The following is a 17969-nucleotide window of genomic DNA, read 5'->3' on the forward strand; positions in this document are numbered from 1 at the left end:
TTCAGGTTGACGTAATGGCTTTGGGGCCTTTTTCTTTGATGTAGGCCTGGGTTGCCTTTTCGACGTTCGGCAAATTGGCGTGCACGCGCAGCAACAAGCCCATGAACGTCTGGGCCTCTGCGTCGGACAAACATGACAGCAACACACGCTGGCGCTCGAGCGCCACAGCCTTGATTTCGTCGTGCTTGGCGCGGCCGGCCGGCGTTAAAGTAGCATAACGCACCCGGCCGTCGTCAGGGTCGACCGAAAACGTGATGAAGCCCTTTTCGTACATGGTTTTAAAGCAGCGACTGACCGAGCCCTTGTCCATGCCAATGAGCTTGCACACCATATTGACCGACACTTTTTCCTCAAGCGCCAGCATGACCAGCACCCGCCAGACCTCGATGCCGACCCCGTAATACTTGCGGTAAACGGCGGCGGCACCACTGGCCAGCTTGGTAGCGGTAAACGTCAGGTAGGCCGGCACATATTGTTCAAGGTCAATGCCGCCGGTCGGGTTCTCTGGCACCAACGGTTGCTGTACGGGCGTTACCCCCGCCCGCTTGCGGGGTGCGCGCATACCGCGCCCACCCGTTGGCGCTGCCGTCGAAACCGAACCTTTTGCCTTGGCCATATGCCGTAAACCCGCGTTATTGCTGTGTTTCGGGCAAGTGTACCGTGATCGTATCGCAGTCGTCTTTAATTACCAGTTGGCAACTGAGTCGGCTGGTGGGCTTGAGCGGACTGGTCGTGCACTCGAGCATTTCTTGCTCGGGCGCATTGGCCGCGTCGAACTTGCCCATGTCGTTTTCATCGACATACACATGACAGGTCGCGCACATGGCCGACCCGCCACACTCACCCACAATCCCGGAGACGCCACCGTTGACAGCCGCCTGCATCAGGTTGACACCCGGCGAAACATCAATCTCGGTCACTGCACCGTCGGCACTTATATATTTAACAACAGCCACTTTAATCAAACCTCTTTTCTGTTAATGCGGAACCAGGCGCACCGGCAAAGACTCGAGCGCGCGCAGCGTATTGTTCAGGCGGCGAACCGGCTCACCGATGATTTCAATGCGCTTGACCTTACGGGCCAGGGCCGTGAGTATAAGCTCGCCTTCCAGCCGGGCGATGGCCTGACCGACACAACCGTGAATGCCCGTGCCAAAGGCCATGTGCCCCACCGGCTTGCGCTCAATGTCGAATACCTCAGGATCTTTCCACTGACGTGGGTCGCGGTTGGCCGCCGCCAGGAAAAAGAGCACTTTATCGTTCTCTTGCATTTGGGCACCGGCAAACTCAACATCGCGATTCACCGTACGGAAGAAAGTTTGTACCGAGGACTCGAAACGCAATGTTTCTTCAAAGGCAATGCGCGCCAGCGCAGGGTCTGCTGCGAGCTTGGCGTACTGGTCGGGAAACTGCCCGAAGCAATAGATCGCGTTGCCGATCCCGTTAACCGTTGTGTCGACCCCGGCTGACAAGAACGAGCGCACCAGCATCGTGGCCTCTTCATGGGTAATTTCGCCCGCATCTGCCGCCTGATAAATTTGGTCGCCAAAGCCATCCGGGCGCAGCGCCTCGCGGCGACACTTATCCATAATCCACTCACGCACCGGCTCGTAGCGCTCGACCGCTTTCTGAAACACATGGTTGCGCGGCCCGAAGGCATTGAACACCATATCGCCATAAAGCAGCAGCGTGTCACGCTCTTCATCGGGCAAGCCAACGGCGTCAGGAAACACGCGCAGCGGATACACCTTGGCCAGATCATTAATGGCGTCGATCTCGCCCTTTTCGACCAGACGATCAATCAGCGCCTCGGCCTGAGCCTGGAATTCGGCCCGCACCTGCTGCACAACCTTAGGCGACAAAATACGCGCAAGAATCGCGCGAGCCTTGGTGTGATCGGGTGGATCGGCTTCGAGAATAAGGCTGGGGGGACGAAACGGCTTTTCGGTACGGAAGTTGGCCAGACCAACGCCAGCAGAGGAAATAAAGTTTTGCCAATCGCTTAGGCCAGCCTTGACGGGTTGATAGCGGGTAAACGCCCACAAGCCGTAGGTATCCAGCCAAACAACCTCGCCCGCTTCACGCATAATTTCGTGATGCGGATACGGCATGGTTAAAAAATCGTCGCCGAACGGGTCGATATCGAGACGAGTGACATGCGCCGGCGGCGTCTGGGTTTTACTGGCATGAATTTTCATGGTTGTCTCCTGCTTCGTATTCTGCTTAATGGGTTTGCCCCGGCACTGCAGCCACCGAAATATGGCGGTCAAGTACCGAAGGGTCTTCAATCAGTTCTGCGGTGGGGCCTTCGTGCACGACTGCACCGTGGTCAAGAATGAGGGCTCGCTGGGCAAACTTCAGGGCCTCTTGTACTTTTTGCTCGACCAGCAAAATGGCTACGCCATGCTGCTGGCTTAACTGGTCGAACGCGTGCATCAGTTCCTCGCAAATAATGGGCGCAAGGCCCTCAAGCGGCTCGTCGAGCAGCAACAACTGCGGGTTGCCCAACAAGGTACGGGCCACTGAAAGCATTTGCTGCTCGCCGCCAGAAAGCGCCGTCCCCGGGTTGTTGCGACGCTCTTGCAGGCGTGGAAACAGCTGGTAGGCATGCTGAATTTCAGAGGCGGGCCGGTTACGCAGTCCCGCGATCAGGTTTTCTTCGACGGTGAGTGACGGAAAGACGTCGCGCGTTTGCGGCACGTAGCCTATACCCATCCGGGCGCGGTCGACCGTGCTGCGCCGCGCCACGTCGGTACCCTTCCAGGCCACGCTGCCGCGGCGGTAGTCGGTCAGCCCCATAATGGTTTTCAGTGTGGTCGACTTGCCCACGCCGTTTCGGCCGATCAGACACACCCGCTCGCCTTCGGCAATACCAAACGACACGCCATGCAACACCGTAAGTGGGCCGTATCCGGCTTCAAGGCCCTCTAAAGCCAATAGCTGACTCATATCTGTCCCTCTTTACCCAGGTACACCGCACGAACCACGTCGTTGCGGCGAATTTCATCGGGAGTGCCATCGGCCAAGACCGCGCCATTGGCCAGCACCAGAATGCGGCTCGCAAAACGGAATACCAGGTCCATATCGTGCTCGATAATCACCACCCCCAAATCGGCGGGCAAACGCTCAAGGGCATCGAGCACCAATTGCGCCTCTGACTTGGGCACGCCGGCCATAGGTTCGTCGAGCAACAACACCTTAGGCCGCAGCGCCAGCGCAAGTGCCACTTCAACCAGACGTTGATCGCCATACGCCATTTCAGACGGCGTGTTGTGGGCTACGCGCGTTAACTGCAGCTCGGCCAGAATGTTTGCGGCCTCGTCAATAATGTGGGGGTATGAGTTTTTGCTTCGCCACATCTGACCAATCGAACCATCTCGCTGATGGATAGCCAGCGCCACCTGGTCAATCACCGGCATGTCAGGCGCCAGCTTCGAAATCTGGAAAGTACGCACCAGTCCGTGGGCCACACGCTTGTAGCTGGGCCACGACGTCACGTCGGTGTCGTTCAGCAACACACGCCCTTGGTCGGCATGCAGCACCCCGCCCACCTGATTGACCAACGTGGTTTTGCCAGCGCCATTGGGGCCAATGATGGCCAGGCGTTCGCCCGCCGACAAACTGAACGACACATCGTCAGTGACCTTCAGGCCCCCAAACGATTTTTTAAGATGCTCAACCTTCAGCAACGTCATGCGCGCCTCCCGAAGAGTGCCAGTACATTCAACCCTAACCGGCGCATGAGCTGCTGCAAAAAGCCTTTAGGCAAAAACACGACAAGCATCAGCAGCCCGCCAATGACAAACAACCAATGGAACGGGTTCGCTGTCGCGGCAAAGTGATGGATCATGGTGTACAAGGTGGTGCCGATAATGGCCCCGCTTAACGTACCCAGCCCGCCAAGCACCAGCATGACCAGCGCCTCGGCTGACAACTCGAAGCCCAGGCTATCAAGGCCAACGACCTGGTTGACCTGGGCGAACAGGCCCCCGGCAATACCGGCGAATACGCCCGACAACGTGTACAGCTTGACCAGATGAGGGTAAATACGCGTGCCGTTGGCGGCCATACGGTCGCGGTTTTCGCGGATACCAACACAACACAAGCCAAACGGCGAACGCATAATGCGCCGCAATACAGCGAACGACACCAACATGACGATCATGCTGTACCAGTAGCCGGTGACGCCAAAAATATCGAACTGGAACTGGCCGAAAATAGGCGACACCTCGAAACCGGACAAGCCGTCGTCACCCCCGGTAATAAACTGCAGCTTGCTGGCCAGATTCTGCATGATGAGCGCTACCGCGATCGTCAGCATCAAGAACGCCAGCCCTTGGTAGCGCACCAGAAACAAACCGGCGATAAAAGCCAGCAGGGCGCCCGAGCCGGCAGCAACCAACAGCCCCAGCAAAGGGTCGGGCATCACAAACTTGGCGAACAGGCCGGCCGCATACGCGCCCATACCAAACATGGCTGCCTGGCCCAATGTGGGCAAACCACCATAACCCGTTACCAGATCAAGCGACATGACCAATATGGCAATCATGGCAATGCGGGTAAGAATAAGCAGCTGCCCGGGCAGATACCAGTACAACAAGAAAATAACCGCCAGCGCAGCCACATAGCCCAGCCAGCCCCAAGGGGATTGACGCATGGCCATACCCGCGGAAACAGGGGATAACGTCATCAATGTCTCCGTAAAATGCCTTCAGGTCGCAACGCCAGCAAAACAATCATGGCTGCGTAGAAAAAGAATGTGCCAAAGTCGGACGCCAGGTACTTGCTGGTGGTATCGATAACGCCCAACAACAAGGCCGCCGCCAACGTGCCCGAAATACTGCCCAAGCCGCCTACGGCAACCACCACCAGCATCAAGACCAGATACTTCAAGGGGTAGTAGGGCTCGAGGGGCATGAGTTCGGCGCCAAGCACTCCCCCCAAGGCCGCCAGACCTGCCCCGGCCGCAAAGGTGGCGCACTGCACCACCCGGATATTGATCCCCAGCGATGACGACATGGCGGCATTGTCGACCGACGCGCGTAACCAGATGCCAAATCGGGTTTTGGAAATGAGCAGCCAGATAAGCAGCACCACGACAAACCCGGCCACCACGACCAGCACGCGCTGTTTAGGCAAGGTGCGTTCACCCAGGCTTATCGACCCCTGCAGCAATTCGGGCAAAGGTATTTGCTGAATATAGGCGCCGGCAAAGAAGTTGGCCGTAGCAATGCAGGCAAACGTAAAGCCGATGGTGAACAACACCTGCTGAAGTTCCGTTTTCTTGTACAGAAAACGGAACACAAAAGTTTCGAGCAGTGCCGCTACGACCATGGTGGCCACAATGGCAACCAACAAGCCGGTCACGAAGGGGTAACCTTGTTCACGCACCAGAATGGCCGTGACATACCCCCCCATCATGGCAAATGCGCCATGGGCCAGGTTGATGAAACGCATCAACCCCATGGTGACGGAAAGGCCCACCGAGATGACGAACAACACCATCCCGTAGACGATTCCGTCGATCAGAATATTGCTGAGTAGCAGCACACCCGCCCCCTTCGATTACTTCAAGCCGTGGTCGCGTTGCGGACCGAAGTTTTCGATTTCGGCATTAACCAGAATGCCGTCTTTACGCTCGACTTTGCGCAAATACACGTTCTGGGTAATGTGACGGGTATCCGGATCGATTTTTGCCGGGCCGCGTGGGCTTTCCCATTCAAAGCCTTTAATGGCCGCCATGGCTTTGTCACCGTCTTTTTTACCGTCGGTAGCTTCAACCATTTTTTGAATCACGCGCATACCGTCGTATGCCCCCACCGAAGCATAGTTGGCCAATGCATCGGCCGCCTGTTTCTTCATGGCGTCTTTAAATTGACGGTTGGCGTCAGAATCGTGATCGGCCGAGTAGTGAAACGAAGTCAGCAGGCCCAACGAGGCGTCGCCGAACTTCTGCAGGTCGAACTCATCCATTTCGGCCGTACCCAGGAACTGAATGCCGGCCTCACGCAAACCATTCTGGTTGTATGCATTTACAAAACCCAGATTAGGCGGGCCACCGGGCAAAAAGACATAAACAGCCTGGGCGCCGCTGGCCTTGATGCGCTGGGCAAACGGGCTGAAGTCGTTGGTATTGAGCGGCATACGAATGCTCTCGACCACCTCGCCGCCCTGCTTGGCGAACTCGTCTTTGAAGGCCGCTTCAGCGTCAACCCCTGGCGCGTAGTCCATAACGGCAGTCACGACCTTGTTAATGCCCTGCTTTTTGGCCCATTGGGCGATGGGTACCGTCACCTGCCACAGGGTGTAAGACGTACGCACGAAGTAGTCGGACTTGGTATTGATGGAAGATGTTGCGGCGTTGAAAATAACCGTGGGGGTTTTGGACTGCTGGATGAGTGGCGCAACCGCCATGGCGTTAGGGGTGAACACCAGACCGCCCAGGTAATCGACACGCTCATTGACGATCAGCTCTTGGGCTACGGTTTTGGTGCCGCCCGGGTTGGGACCGCCACTGTCGCGATAAATAATCTGGATATCGTGACCACCAAACTTGCCACCTTGCTGCGCCAGATACGACTCGGCGCCATCTTTGAACAATTTACCGTAGTGTGCAAACGGGCCGGAAAACGGGGCAATAATGCCGACCTTCACGGTTTCGGCTTGCGCAAAACCCGACAACGACACGGCCATCAGTGCGATGGCACCTAAACGTAGTGCTTTCATTTTGTCTCCTTGATTATTAGGGTGAGCAGATGTCGGCCTCTGCGGGCCCTTTTCTGTCTCACGTGGAACGAGTCTAAGTTCAAACTAGTTGGTAAGTCAACTAGTTGATACCCCAACAAAATACCTCGAACGCCTGTTGACTGGACGCTGGCATGATGGCCAGCCTAATATTCTCCCTTGCCATTGCTTGCTCTACGCCTTTTTATGGTTTTTATTTCAAGCCCGACTCGGGGTTTTCACTTAGACTTGTCCGGAGCGCATCATGCGTGATGCGCTGTCGTTCAACGCGGTATGGCTGGCCGAGACGCTTCGCATCAAAGAACTGCGCGATGGTGCCCTGGAAGACACGACACAGGTAGCGCGCGCACTTGGGCGCGGCGGCAGTTTTGCCCAGCGCCTGGTGGCACGCGCCCAAGGCCTGGCCGAGCGCGAGAACATACAAACAACATTCGTGCACTGGCGAGCGCTGGGCAAGCTGGCATTTGCAGTGATGGCGATTGCCGCAATATTGACCGGCGCGGGGCTGGCGGCCGGCGCCTTGGGTGATGGGACCCGTCCTGTCAACCTGATGCTGGCAATTGCCTTGCTGTTGGGCCTGCATACGCTGACCTTTATCTTTTGGTTAATTGGCACTACCGCGTCCAGTTCGCACGCCAGCGGTTTAGGCACGGTCTGGCTATGGATGACCGCGCGCATGGCGCGCACGCCCCAAAGCACTGCGGCCGGGCAGGCGCTGGTTGCCACATTGCAGCGCAGCCAGGGCCTTAAGCCGATGCTGGGCATGCTGACCCACGCCGTCTGGAGCGTCGCTTTTGTCGCTGCCCTGCTGACATTGCTGGCCCTGCTGTCGGCGCGCCAGTACGTATTTCAGTGGGAAACGACCCTGCTCGCCCCCGATACCTTCGCGACCATCACCCGCCTGCTTGGCGGGCTGCCGTCGCTGATCGGGTTTCCGGTACCCGCCGACACCGTCGTATCGCAAAGCATGGCCGGCGCACTGCCCGCCAACATCGGCGCCGGGCCGATATGGTCGCAGTGGTTGCTGGGCGTTATTGTTGCTTACGGCTTCGTGCCACGGTTTTTGGCCTTGCTGGCTTGCGTAATAACATGGCAACGGCGCATGCAACACCTTACCCTCGACACCACGCTGCCCGGGTTTATAGAACTGAAGCCGCGCCTGATGCCCGGCAGCCTGAATACCGGCATCGATGCGCCTGCCCCCGACCTTTTCTCGCACCCCCGCGAAGCTGGCCCGAGCCGTCCCATGACGCCGGGAGGCCATAACGCATTGGTGGCCCTTGAGCTGCCCAATGACATTACCTGGCCCCCGTCGGGCCTGGAAACCCTGGGTACCGACCTGGGCCGGGTCGATACACGCGAGCAACGTCATACGCTGCTGAGTGTGCTGGAATCGAAGCAATATGATCACCTGATTGCGGCGTGCGACGGCCGCCTGACACCCGACCGCGGCACCTTGCTGTATTTTCAGGCGCTGGCCCAAACCTGCAAACAGTTTCATGTACTGATTTTGCTGCCTGACACAATGCCTGAAAACAATCGCACTACACTATGGCAAGCAAACCTTGAGCGCGCCGGCTTTGACGGCGCCCGTGTTTACACCGGGCCGGCGAACCTTAAGGCGCAAACCGGTATTACCCTGAGCACCCCGCATGGCAACCACTGATATCGCACAGCCGCCCACCGATCCGGCCCCGACGCCCGACGTCCTGCTGCGCATTGCCGTAGTTGGCCACACCAACACCGGCAAAACGTCATTGCTGCGTTCTCTAACGCGCAACCCCGACTTTGGCGAAGTCAGCGACCGTCCCGGCACCACCCGCCATGTCGAAGGCATTCAACTCCTCATCGACGAAACACCCGTCATCGAGTTCTTTGACACGCCAGGCATTGAAGACGCCATCGGTTTGTCGGACTACATCGAGCGCCTTTGCCCCCGAGAAGAACGCCTGGACGCCTTTGACCGTGTCGACCGTTTTCTTGATTCAGTTGAAAGCCGACGCCGCTTCGAACAAGAAGCACGTGTCCTGAAAAAATTGCTTGAATGCGACGCCGCGTTGTACGTCATCGACACCCGGGACCCGATGCTAAGCAAGCATAAAGAAGAGCTGGCCATACTGGCCTCATGCGGGCGCCCTATTTTGCCGGTGCTGAACTTTACGCAACACAAATACCAGCGTGTCGACGAGTGGCGCGAAGGCCTTGGCCGCCTGAACCTGCATGCCATGGTCGAGTTCGACACAGTGGCGCCGTCACTCGACGGCGAAGACCAGCTTTACGAGAAGCTGGGCGTTTTGCTCGACCGCCACGCGCCGCTGCTGGCTGCCTTGAAAGCCAATATCCAGGCACAACGGCACACACGCCGCCAGGGCGCATACCGCTTGTTGGCCGAACTGCTGGTCGATGTCGCCGCCCTGCGCATCAGCACCAAAGCCGACAGCGCCGCCATCGAAGAAACCACCCAGGTATTGCGCGATCTGGTCCGGCGTCACGAACAAACCTGTCTGCAAGCCCTGCTCAAGCACTACAACTTTCGTCGCGAAGACTTCCTGCAACATGCGCTGCCTCTAGAGGGCGAGCGCTGGGGGATGGATTTGTTCAGCCCCCAAACCCTTAAAGAAGCCGGCATCGAAGTCAGTAAAGGTGCGGCGGCGGGCGCCGCTGCGGGTTTAACCGTCGACTTGCTAAGCGCAGGACTAAGCCTGGGCACTGGCACCATGATCGGCGCTGCAGTGGGCGGCGCCTGGCAAGGGGTCGACCGTTTTGGCAAACGCCTGCTGGGCAAGCTGCGCGGCTACCAAGAGGTCTCGGTTGATGACAATGTTGTTCGGCTGTTGGCGGCCCGCCAAATGGCCCTGATTGCAGCACTGGAACAACGCGGTCATGCCGCAAGAGACCCCATCACCATTGATATCGAACGCGTCAATGGCTTTAGCGACCCGCGCCTGCCCGAAACCATTATCGAAGCCCGCAGCAACCCGCAGTGGTCAACGCTCGACGAACACTACGAAACGTCGATACGACGCCAACGCCTGGTTGAACGGCTGGCAACCAGCCTGGCCAACCCTTAACCCGACGCGGCGACCCGCCCGCCCCGTCAGTTGCGCGGCGGCTGATTCAGTCCGGCCTGAACCGCCGGCCGCGCCAGGAACGCGTCGAGCACGCGCAAGACCTGAGAAAAGTCGTTGATGCCGATCAAATCAGCGGCCTCGTAGACCTGCATCAGGCTGCGCACCCAGGGCAACGTGGCCATGTCGGCAATGGTGTAGTCGTCGCCCATGACCCACTGGCGGCCCGTCAGGTGCTTGTCCAGCACCCCCAGCAAACGCCGGGTTTCGGCCACATAGCGGTCGCGCGGACGCTTGTCTTCGATGTCTTTGCCGGCAAATTTGTGGAAAAAGCCCAACTGCCCAAACATTGGCCCCACGCCACCCATCTGGAACATCAGCCATTGCAAAGTCGTGTAACGCTGCACCGGGTCGGCAGGTAAAAACTTACCGGTTTTTTCGGCCAAATACACCAAAATAGCCCCCGACTCGAATAGCGGCAGCGGCTTGCCGCCCGGGCCGTTCGGGTCGATGATGGCAGGGATCTTGTTGTTCGGATTCAGGGACACGAACTCCGGCGTTAACTGGTCGTTGGTCTGGAAACTGACCAGATGCGCTTCGTAGGGCAGGCCCGTCTCTTCGAGCATGATCGACACCTTGACGCCGTTGGGCGTGGGCAAAGAATAAAGCTGAATACGATCGGGGTGTATGGCCGGCCATTTTTGGGTAATGGGAAACGCAGAAAGATCAGACATGGAGAACCTTAATTAAAAAATCAGTATTCAGAGGACTTGCCAGTAACGGCAACGCCCAGACGCAACAAGCGATGCGCGCAGGCATCAAGAAACATCGTCAGCCACGATCGCTTTTCGTAGACCAGCGGGGTAACGTTCTGGCTGCTGCCCTGCAATTGGGCTTCGAGCCGTTCGCGCAATTGCGCGGCAAAACCGGCGTCGTCTACATACACGTTGGCTTCACGCGCCAACAATAAACTGAACGGGTCCATATTGGCCGAGCCCACCATGGCGCGATCGTCGATGACGGCCACCTTGGCATGCAAATAACTGGGCATGTATTCGTAAATACGAATGCCATGCTTGAGCAACTTGCCATACATGCTGCGGCACGCCCTAAACTGCAAAGTATATTCAGACCGCCCCTGCAGCAGCAAACGCACGGCGACCCCACGCGCTGCGGCATCTTGCAAGGCTTTTTTTAGTGCGCGCCCAGGCAAAAAGTATGAATTGGCAATCAGGATATCGCGCTGCGCTCGATAAATGGCGCCGATGTAGGCAGACTCGATGGTTTTACGAAACCGGACATTATCACGGAACAACGCCGCCGCACGTACGCCCCCGGTCACCGGGCCGGACCGCTGCATCAGTGCGATATCGCGCCGCCGGCGCCAGCCCCTGACCCGTTTATAAAAGGCGGCCCAATCGCTGCGATGCCGCCAGGCCATACGCATCCATAAGTCGCTTTGCGCCTTGAACAAATCTTGCACAATCGGGCCGCGCACTTTAACGGCAAAATCGAAGCGCGGTTTGGGCCCTTGCCCGTCATCCGGCACATCAACCAGGTCGTCCAGCACATTAATACCACCCACAAAGGCCACACTTTGGTCGATGACCACCAGTTTGCGATGCAAGCGCCGCAAACGACGCAAGCTGAAGCGGTAAAACTCAATGCCCTGCGGCTCGGGTCGGTACACGCGGTAGCGCCCACCCATTTGCATCACCTCGCGCCCGATCGCTTCGGCATTGGGCGCGCTGCCAAAACCATCGACAACAACACGCACCCGTACACCGCGCTCGCAGGCCGCACGCAAATGCGCCAGCAGCTTCAGGCCAGTGTCGTCAAGATTGAAAATATAGGTTTCAAGTTGAATGCTGAAGCGCGCCTGGTCTATGGCCTGGAACAGCGTCGGAAAATATTCGGCGCCGTTCTGTAACAGCGCAACCTCGTTGCCGTCGCGCCAACGGACAAAATCCGGGTAGCGGTCTGGCCCAGGCTTGTTCAAGGCAACTCGAGCTCGGTAAATATAGGCGCGTGGTCTGACCACTGCGACCAGGGCTTGCCGTGCAACACACGCGCGGTGCGTACGGCGAAGCCCCGCTGATAAATACGATCGAGCCGGAACCAGGGAAAGACAGCGGGAAACGTGCGCGGCGGCGGCGTGGTACGCGCCATACCGTCGACACCCAGTTCGCGCGGGCGCCCGCCAAAACCCCCATTGCCACCCAGCACACGCAACGACTGGCCCAACGCCTTGAGCGGCGCAGGTATTGTTAACGGCCCCGGGTGCGGCGCATGCGGCGCGACCGAGAACACCTCGTACAAACTTAACTGCTTGACGAACAACGGTGCCAGGCGGTTGTTCCAGTCGTTGAAATCGCCGGCAATAAGCAAAGGGGCATCAGCGGGCACCAGCCGCCGGATGCGCTCGACCAGCGCCAGCACCTGACGGGATCGACCGCCGGCAAACAGCCCCAAGTGCACCACAATGCAATGCACATCGGTGTTGTTGATGGACACCACAGCATGCAACAACCCACGTTGTTCCAGGCGATGATCGGATACGTCTTCGTTCTCGTAGCTCAGGACTTCGAAGCGCGACAACAGCGCGTTGCCATGGTCGGTGTGGGTGCGCACGGCATTGCGCCCATAACAGACGTCCATGCCCAGGGCGGCCCCCAGCGATTCGTGCTGGGCGTCGAGCACGCTTTGCCGGTGATTGCGCCCTTGCACCTCTTGCAAAAAAAGCAAATCGGGCCGCAGCCCATACAACCCCAGACGCAACTGGGAAAGGGACTCGCGCGCGCCCGTGGCGGAGCGGCCCTTATGGATGTTGTAGCTGACGACCCGAAGTACCGACATAGTCGTTAGGGCCCGACGTCGTTTAAGACGACGGTGCCTCGGCCTTGCGCAGACGGATGTGCAGTTCGCGCAATTGCTTTTCGTCGACCGGCGACGGCGCATGCGTGAGCAGACACTGGGCCCGCTGTGTTTTGGGGAAGGCGATGACATCGCGGATGGACTCGGCGCCCGTCATCATGGTGACAAGACGGTCGAGGCCAAACGCCACACCGCCATGGGGTGGTGCACCGTATTGCAGGGCGTCGAGCAGGAAACCGAATTTTTCGGCGGCCTCTTCGGCCCCGATGTTCAGGGCGCGGAACACTTTGCTTTGAACGTCGGCACGATGGATACGAACCGAACCACCGCCGATTTCCCAGCCGTTCAGGACAATGTCGTACGCCTTGGCCAATGCACTTGCCGGATCGGTTTCAAGCAGCTCTTCGTGACCGTCTTTGGGGCTGGTGAACGGGTGATGCGCGGCAAAGTAACGGCCTTCTTGCGGGTCGTACTCGAACATGGGGAAGTCGACAACCCACAATGGCTGCCAGCCGGCTTCGAACAGGCCATTCTGCTTGCCGAAATCGCTGTGGCCGATTTTGACACGCAGCGCGCCCATGGCGTCGTTGACGACTTTGGTCTTGTCGGCGCCGAAGAAAATCAGGTCGCCGCTTTGTGCACCGGTACGCTCGATAAGCTGGGTGAGCGCCTGGTTGTGGATATTCTTGACGATGGGCGACTGCAGGCCGTCGGGGATGCTGGCCGCATCGTTGACCTTGATATACGCCAACCCTTTGGCGCCATAGATGCCAACGAACTTGGTGTAGGCATCGATTTCGCTTCGGGGCATGCTGGCGCCGCCGGGTACACGCAATGCGACGACGCGGCTGGCCGGGTCGTTGGCAGGGGCCGAAAACACCTTGAAGTCGACATCAGACATCAGGTCGGAGACATCGACGAACTCGAGCTTGACGCGCAGATCGGGCTTGTCGGAGCCATAACGGCGCATGGCTTCGGCCCATGTCATGGTGGGGAACTGCGACGGCAGGTCGACGTTCTGGACCGACTTGAACACATGACGCAGCATGCCTTCAAAAATTTCACGAATCTGCTCTTCGTTAAGGAAGGAGGTTTCGCAATCGATTTGCGTGAATTCGGGCTGGCGATCGGCACGCAGGTCTTCGTCGCGGAAGCACTTGGTGATTTGATAGTAGCGGTCGAAACCAGCGACCATCAGCATCTGCTTGAAGAGCTGGGGCGACTGAGGCAAGGCGAAGAATTCGCCCGCATTGACGCGCGATGGCACGAGGTAGTCGCGTGCGCCTTCGGGGGTGCTTTTGGTCAGCATGGGGGTTTCGATGTCGATGAAACCCAGGTCGTCGAGGTATTTACGTACCTCGATGGAGACGCGATAACGCAGCATAAGGTTGCGCTGCATTTGCGGGCGACGAAGATCGAGCACGCGGTGAGTAAGGCGGGTGGTTTCAGACAGGTTGTCGTCGTCGAGCTGAAACGGCGGCGTGACCGACGCATTCAGGATCTCGATTTCACGGCACAAGACCTCGACCTCGCCCGAGGCCAATTCGGCATTGGTGGTACCTTCGGGGCGCTCGCGCACCAGCCCGGTAATACGTACGCAAAATTCATTACGGATACGCTCGGCAGTTTCGAAGGCGGCAACGTTATCGGGGTCTACCACCACCTGAGCCAGGCCGGCGCGGTCGCGAAGGTCGATAAAAATGACGCCGCCGTGGTCGCGGCGACGATGCACCCAGCCAAACAATGTGACGGTTTGGCCCAGTTGGGCACGACCCACCTCGCCGGTATAGCACGTACGCATGAAAGAATACTCCGTTTATATATTCAAGATTTTGACGTTGGCGAACCGCGTCTGTTAAGTATCAGAGCCCGGCTTGCCAGGGTTGTTCTGTTCGGGGGCGGCGGCTGCCGCACCCACCGCCGCAGCAGCCTGCACGGCGTTAATGACTGCGCTTTCCAGTTCGGGTTTCAGGGCGCCGGGCGCCACTACCCCCATAGAAACAATGTACTTGAGTGCCGCGTCAACGCTCATGTCGAGTACCTGAACATCGGCCCGCGGCATCATTAAAAAGAAGCCCGATGTGGGGTTGGGTGTGGTGGGCACATACACGCTGACGTAATCGCCCCCCAGACGGTCGGCCACCTCGCCACCCGGAACACCGGTCAAGAAGGCGATTGTCCAGGCTCCCTGACGCGGGTACTGCACCAGTACGGCTTCGCGAAACGCCTGACCACTGGGCGACAATACCGTGTCGGAAACCTGCTTGACCGAATTATAAATGGAACGCACCAGCGGAATTTTGCCCAGCAGGCGCTCCCAACGGTCGACCAACGCGCGGCCAATGAAATTGGCCACGGCCAGACCGGTAAAAAACACCACCAGCAAGACCAGCAACAGCTGAAAACCGGGGATCTGGATACCGAACAACGATTGCGAGGTAAGAAAACCGGGCACCACGCCTTCGAGGGTGGTGAACACCAAGGACAACACCCACAGCGTGATGACCAGCGGGATCCAGACCAGCAGCCCGGTGATGAAGTAGCGTTTGAATGTACGCATGCGGCCCTAGGTTGCCGACGGCGCAGGCGCCGCCGCAGGTGTGGCGGCGGGAGCACTTGCCGCCGTGGTGGAAGACCCGGTGTCGGCGCTGCCAGATGCTGTAGCACCCGAAGCGCCCGACGCACTGGCCCCGCCGCGAAAATCGGTAACGTACCAACCCGAACCTTTAAGCTGGAAACCTGCCGCAGTCACCTGCTTGGCATAGGTAGATTGCCCGCATTGGGGGCACTGCGTTAATAGCGGGTCGGAAATTTTTTGCAGAACGTCTTCGGCATGGCCGCAGGCACTGCATTTGTAAGCGTAAATAGGCACAATACTTACCCCAGAAGAAATACTTGAACGCCCGCAAAAAAGCGGCTTCGCCAGCGCATGGCTGCCTTACAACAAAGCGGCCCAAAACACGCGATTTTAGCTTTTTTTACGGGTATTTACCCAGACTGGCCGGCTTGGCCGACAAAGCTGTCACGCCATAGATGGGGGCACTGGGGCAGGTTACAAGCATTTCGGCCAAAGTTGAAGTATTCTTAAGGGCTAAGTGCCCTCTTTTTTAGGAATCATGCGGGATGACGAGCTCGAACGCCCATAGCCCCAACACGCAACCCTATACGTTTTCGCAGCGTGCGCAAAAAATCACCAGTTCAACGATTCGCGAAATCTTGAAAGTGACCGAGCGCCCCGAAATCATTTCGTTCGCCGGCGGGTTACCGGCAGCCAAGGGGTTTCCCGTCGACACCATTAGCGCGGCCTTCGAACGCGTGCTTAGCCGCAATGGCCGCACCGCGCTGCAGTACGGCCCCACCGAAGGCTACGCACCCCTGCGCGAATGGGTCACGCAAGACCTGAAACGCGTCGGCGCCACCGACGTCAATATCAACCAGGTACTTATTGTTTCGGGCTCGCAACAGGCGCTCGACCTGCTGGGCAAACTGTTCATCGACCCGGGCAGCAAGGTATTGGTCGAAGCCCCCAGCTACCTGGGTGCCTTGCAGTCCTTTTCGTTATTCGAGCCCGACTACGTCGCCGTCCCCACCGACGAACACGGCCTGGTCCCCGAAGGCCTGACCGACGAGCGCGTTGCCGGCGCGCGTTTTATCTACGCCTTGCCTAATTTCCAGAACCCTACGGGCCTCACGCTTAACCTCGAACGCCGCAAAGCGTTGGTCAAGCGCTGCGCCCAGGCCAATGTCCCCATCATCGAAGACGACCCCTACGGCGATCTTCGCTATGCGGGCGAAGCACTGCCGGGCCTGTTGGGGCTGGGCCGCGAAGTCGGCGCCACCGTCATCCGGCTGGGCAGCTTTTCAAAAGTTCTGGCCCCTGGCCTGCGTCTGGGCTACATCGTTGCCCCCGAAGCCATCATTTCGAAGCTGGTTCAAATCAAGCAAGCCACCGACCTTCACACGGCCACGCTCACACAAATGGCGGTCTACGAAGCCATTCAAGACGGCTTCCTTAATTTCCATTTGCCGGCCGTGCGCGATATTTACAAAGAACAGTGCGGCTACATGCTCGAAGCCATGCAGCAGTTCTTTCCGGCAGACGCCCACTGGACGCGCCCCGAAGGCGGCATGTTTATTTGGGTCACGCTACCCGAGCACATCAATGCCTACGAGCTGCTCGAACGCGCCATCAAGCAAAACGTAGCCTTTGTGCCGGGTGAACCGTTCTATGCCGGCGCCGAGCCCAAACGCAACACCATGCGCCTCAGTTTCGTCACCGTCTCCGAAGAGCGCATCCGCGAGGGCATCGAAATTCTCGGCCGCCTGATCGCCGAAACGGCCATCAGCAAAGCAGCGTGAGCGGGGCCCGGCAGCAAAAGCCCGACCTGTCCGATATGCGCCACGACGACTGGGTGGCGCGCTACCTGCCGGCCGCCTGGGGCCCTTATGCCCGGCTGTGCCGGCTCGATCGGCCTGTGGGCACCTGGTTAACGCTTCTGCCCTGCCTGGCGGCACTGGTTCAGGCCGCCGAAGGCTGGCCCACTCTGTTTCGTCTTTTTATATTTTCGCTGGGCGCCCTGCTCATGCGCGGTGTGGGCTGCACCATCAACGACATCTTCGACCGCGATATCGACAGCAAAGTCGAGCGCACGCGCTTTCGGCCACTGACCAGCGGGCAACTTTCATTAAAGAATGCCCTGTGGTTCTTGTTCGGGCAGTTTGTGGTGTGCGGCCTCTTGCTGTTCGCCGTTAACGAATACAGCCGCTGGCTGGCCGTGCTGCTGGTCCCTATTGTTATCGTGTATCCGCTGTGCAAGCGCTTTACGTACTGGCCGCAAATTGTGCTGGGTATCGGGTTTAACTGGGGCATGCTCATGGCCTGGTCCGACACCCAAAACATCGTGCCGCTGGCCGCCATTGCCATGTGGGTGGGCGCCGTACTGTGGCAGGTCGGTTACGACTCCATCTACGCCTACGTCGATGTACGCGACGACCTTAAACTAGGGGTCAAGTCAACCGCCATGCGCTTTGGCGAGCACGGTAAACTATGGATCAGCGGGTTTTACGTGGCAACAGTGCTGCTTTGGCTGTATACCGGTATTGCCCTTCATTTGTCTTGGGCCTATTTTTTGGTCCTGGCTGTCATTACCGCTCACCTTGCCTGGCAAATGTGGGTGTTCAGTCTTAGCCGTCCCGACCGCAACTTCATGCTGTTCCGGTCGAACATGACGGTGGGTGTATTACTGATTGTCGCCTCGTTGGGCGGCACCCTAATCAACTAAA

The 17969-nt window shown here is 58.4% G+C and carries 18 protein-coding genes; 4 read left to right on the forward strand and 14 right to left on the reverse strand.

Annotation, left to right across the window (positions count from 1 at the left end; genetic code table 11):
- Window position 1: 1 nt before the first annotated feature.
- From GTU67_RS15285 to GTU67_RS03515, 8 genes are read right to left on the reverse strand one after another with little or no spacing between them, the layout of a single operon-like run.
- Entirely contained in the window at window positions 2-616 is a 615-nt protein-coding gene (locus GTU67_RS15285) for a MarR family winged helix-turn-helix transcriptional regulator (RefSeq protein ID WP_012806006.1), read from the reverse strand.
- Between the two features lie 16 nt (window positions 617-632).
- Window positions 633-956 (reverse strand): 2Fe-2S iron-sulfur cluster-binding protein, encoded by a 324-nt coding sequence (locus GTU67_RS03485; RefSeq protein ID WP_172684671.1) that lies wholly within the window; start codon window positions 954-956, stop codon window positions 633-635.
- A gap of 21 nt (window positions 957-977) precedes the next feature.
- Entirely contained in the window at window positions 978-2198 is a 1221-nt protein-coding gene (locus GTU67_RS03490) for a cytochrome P450 (RefSeq protein WP_185778786.1), read from the reverse strand.
- 25 nt (window positions 2199-2223) lie between these two features.
- Window positions 2224-2949, reverse strand: a complete 726-nt coding sequence (locus GTU67_RS03495; protein ID WP_185778787.1) for an ABC transporter ATP-binding protein — start codon at window positions 2947-2949, stop codon at window positions 2224-2226.
- Complete coding sequence (locus tag GTU67_RS03500) at window positions 2946-3695, reverse strand: ABC transporter ATP-binding protein (RefSeq protein WP_185778788.1); 750 nt, start codon at window positions 3693-3695, stop codon at window positions 2946-2948. Before GTU67_RS03500 ends, GTU67_RS03495 begins: the two co-directional genes overlap by 4 nt.
- Window positions 3692-4690: a branched-chain amino acid ABC transporter permease gene (locus GTU67_RS03505; protein WP_185778789.1), complete on the reverse strand. Its 999-nt coding sequence runs from the start codon at window positions 4688-4690 to the stop codon at window positions 3692-3694. Before GTU67_RS03505 ends, GTU67_RS03500 begins: the two co-directional genes overlap by 4 nt.
- Window positions 4690-5550 (reverse strand): ABC transporter permease subunit, encoded by an 861-nt coding sequence (locus GTU67_RS03510; protein ID WP_185778790.1) that lies wholly within the window; start codon window positions 5548-5550, stop codon window positions 4690-4692. The genes GTU67_RS03505 and GTU67_RS03510 overlap by 1 nt, the downstream gene beginning before the upstream one ends.
- A 15-nt stretch (window positions 5551-5565) precedes the next feature.
- A complete protein-coding gene (locus GTU67_RS03515; RefSeq protein WP_185778791.1) occupies window positions 5566-6726 on the reverse strand; it encodes an ABC transporter substrate-binding protein in 1161 nt (386 codons plus the stop codon).
- Between the two features lie 262 nt (window positions 6727-6988).
- On the opposite strand from GTU67_RS03515, the gene GTU67_RS03520 reads away from it, so the two are divergent.
- Window positions 6989-8410, forward strand: a complete 1422-nt coding sequence (locus GTU67_RS03520) for a DUF2868 domain-containing protein (protein ID WP_185778792.1) — start codon at window positions 6989-6991, stop codon at window positions 8408-8410.
- Window positions 8397-9815 (forward strand): GTPase/DUF3482 domain-containing protein, encoded by a 1419-nt coding sequence (locus tag GTU67_RS03525; protein WP_185778793.1) that lies wholly within the window; start codon window positions 8397-8399, stop codon window positions 9813-9815. Before GTU67_RS03520 ends, GTU67_RS03525 begins: the two co-directional genes overlap by 14 nt.
- 26 nt (window positions 9816-9841) lie before the next feature.
- On the opposite strand, the gene GTU67_RS03530 is transcribed toward GTU67_RS03525, so the two are convergent.
- Genes GTU67_RS03530 through GTU67_RS03555 form a run of 6 tightly spaced genes read right to left on the reverse strand, consistent with a single transcriptional unit; the run spans window position 9842 to window position 15558 of the window.
- Window positions 9842-10546, reverse strand: a complete 705-nt coding sequence (locus GTU67_RS03530) for a glutathione S-transferase N-terminal domain-containing protein (RefSeq protein WP_185778794.1) — start codon at window positions 10544-10546, stop codon at window positions 9842-9844.
- A gap of 20 nt (window positions 10547-10566) precedes the next feature.
- The gene (gene clsB / locus GTU67_RS03535; protein WP_185778795.1) at window positions 10567-11811 is read right to left on the reverse strand and encodes a cardiolipin synthase ClsB; all 1245 of its coding nucleotides are present in this window, start codon (window positions 11809-11811) and stop codon (window positions 10567-10569) included.
- A complete protein-coding gene (locus GTU67_RS03540; RefSeq protein ID WP_185778796.1) occupies window positions 11808-12668 on the reverse strand; it encodes an endonuclease/exonuclease/phosphatase family protein in 861 nt (286 codons plus the stop codon). The genes clsB and GTU67_RS03540 overlap by 4 nt, the downstream gene beginning before the upstream one ends.
- Before the next feature lie 22 nt (window positions 12669-12690).
- Complete coding sequence (aspS, locus tag GTU67_RS03545) at window positions 12691-14487, reverse strand: aspartate--tRNA ligase (RefSeq protein WP_185778797.1); 1797 nt, start codon at window positions 14485-14487, stop codon at window positions 12691-12693.
- Window positions 14488-14541: 54 nt separating this feature from the next.
- Entirely contained in the window at window positions 14542-15246 is a 705-nt protein-coding gene (locus GTU67_RS03550) for a DUF502 domain-containing protein (RefSeq protein ID WP_185778798.1), read from the reverse strand.
- A 6-nt stretch (window positions 15247-15252) separates the two neighbouring features.
- Window positions 15253-15558 (reverse strand): FmdB family zinc ribbon protein, encoded by a 306-nt coding sequence (locus GTU67_RS03555; protein WP_185778799.1) that lies wholly within the window; start codon window positions 15556-15558, stop codon window positions 15253-15255.
- Between the two features lie 251 nt (window positions 15559-15809).
- Here GTU67_RS03555 and GTU67_RS03560 point away from each other — a divergent pair, with 251 nt between their 5' ends.
- Both GTU67_RS03560 and ubiA read left to right on the forward strand, forming a co-directional pair.
- Window positions 15810-17045 (forward strand): aminotransferase-like domain-containing protein, encoded by a 1236-nt coding sequence (locus tag GTU67_RS03560; RefSeq protein ID WP_185778800.1) that lies wholly within the window; start codon window positions 15810-15812, stop codon window positions 17043-17045.
- Complete coding sequence (gene ubiA / locus GTU67_RS03565) at window positions 17042-17968, forward strand: 4-hydroxybenzoate octaprenyltransferase (RefSeq protein WP_430458993.1); 927 nt, start codon at window positions 17042-17044, stop codon at window positions 17966-17968. The genes GTU67_RS03560 and ubiA overlap by 4 nt, the downstream gene beginning before the upstream one ends.
- Window position 17969 lies beyond the last annotated feature (1 nt).

Source organism: Pusillimonas minor, assembly GCF_014237865.1.
In the GTDB taxonomy this organism is placed as follows: Bacteria; Pseudomonadota; Gammaproteobacteria; order Burkholderiales; family Burkholderiaceae_B; genus Neopusillimonas; species Neopusillimonas minor.

What these genes read in the sequence shown, in the direction of transcription:
- GTU67_RS15285 (WP_012806006.1), bottom strand. Translation starts at nt 616, where the DNA reads ATGGCCAAGGCAAAAGGTTCGGTTTCGACGGCAGCGCCAACGGGTGGG.
- GTU67_RS03490 (WP_185778786.1), bottom strand. Translation starts at nt 2,198, where the DNA reads ATGAAAATTCATGCCAGTAAAACCCAGACGCCGCCGGCGCATGTCACT.
- GTU67_RS03495 (WP_185778787.1), bottom strand. Translation starts at nt 2,949, where the DNA reads ATGAGTCAGCTATTGGCTTTAGAGGGCCTTGAAGCCGGATACGGCCCA.
- GTU67_RS03500 (WP_185778788.1), bottom strand. Translation starts at nt 3,695, where the DNA reads ATGACGTTGCTGAAGGTTGAGCATCTTAAAAAATCGTTTGGGGGCCTG.
- GTU67_RS03505 (WP_185778789.1), bottom strand. Translation starts at nt 4,690, where the DNA reads ATGACGTTATCCCCTGTTTCCGCGGGTATGGCCATGCGTCAATCCCCT.
- GTU67_RS03515 (WP_185778791.1), bottom strand. Translation starts at nt 6,726, where the DNA reads ATGAAAGCACTACGTTTAGGTGCCATCGCACTGATGGCCGTGTCGTTG.
- GTU67_RS03520 (WP_185778792.1), top strand. Translation starts at nt 6,989, where the DNA reads ATGCGTGATGCGCTGTCGTTCAACGCGGTATGGCTGGCCGAGACGCTT.
- GTU67_RS03525 (WP_185778793.1), top strand. Translation starts at nt 8,397, where the DNA reads ATGGCAACCACTGATATCGCACAGCCGCCCACCGATCCGGCCCCGACG.
- GTU67_RS03530 (WP_185778794.1), bottom strand. Translation starts at nt 10,546, where the DNA reads ATGTCTGATCTTTCTGCGTTTCCCATTACCCAAAAATGGCCGGCCATA.
- GTU67_RS03540 (WP_185778796.1), bottom strand. Translation starts at nt 12,668, where the DNA reads ATGTCGGTACTTCGGGTCGTCAGCTACAACATCCATAAGGGCCGCTCC.
- aspS (WP_185778797.1), bottom strand. Translation starts at nt 14,487, where the DNA reads ATGCGTACGTGCTATACCGGCGAGGTGGGTCGTGCCCAACTGGGCCAA.
- GTU67_RS03550 (WP_185778798.1), bottom strand. Translation starts at nt 15,246, where the DNA reads ATGCGTACATTCAAACGCTACTTCATCACCGGGCTGCTGGTCTGGATC.
- GTU67_RS03560 (WP_185778800.1), top strand. Translation starts at nt 15,810, where the DNA reads ATGACGAGCTCGAACGCCCATAGCCCCAACACGCAACCCTATACGTTT.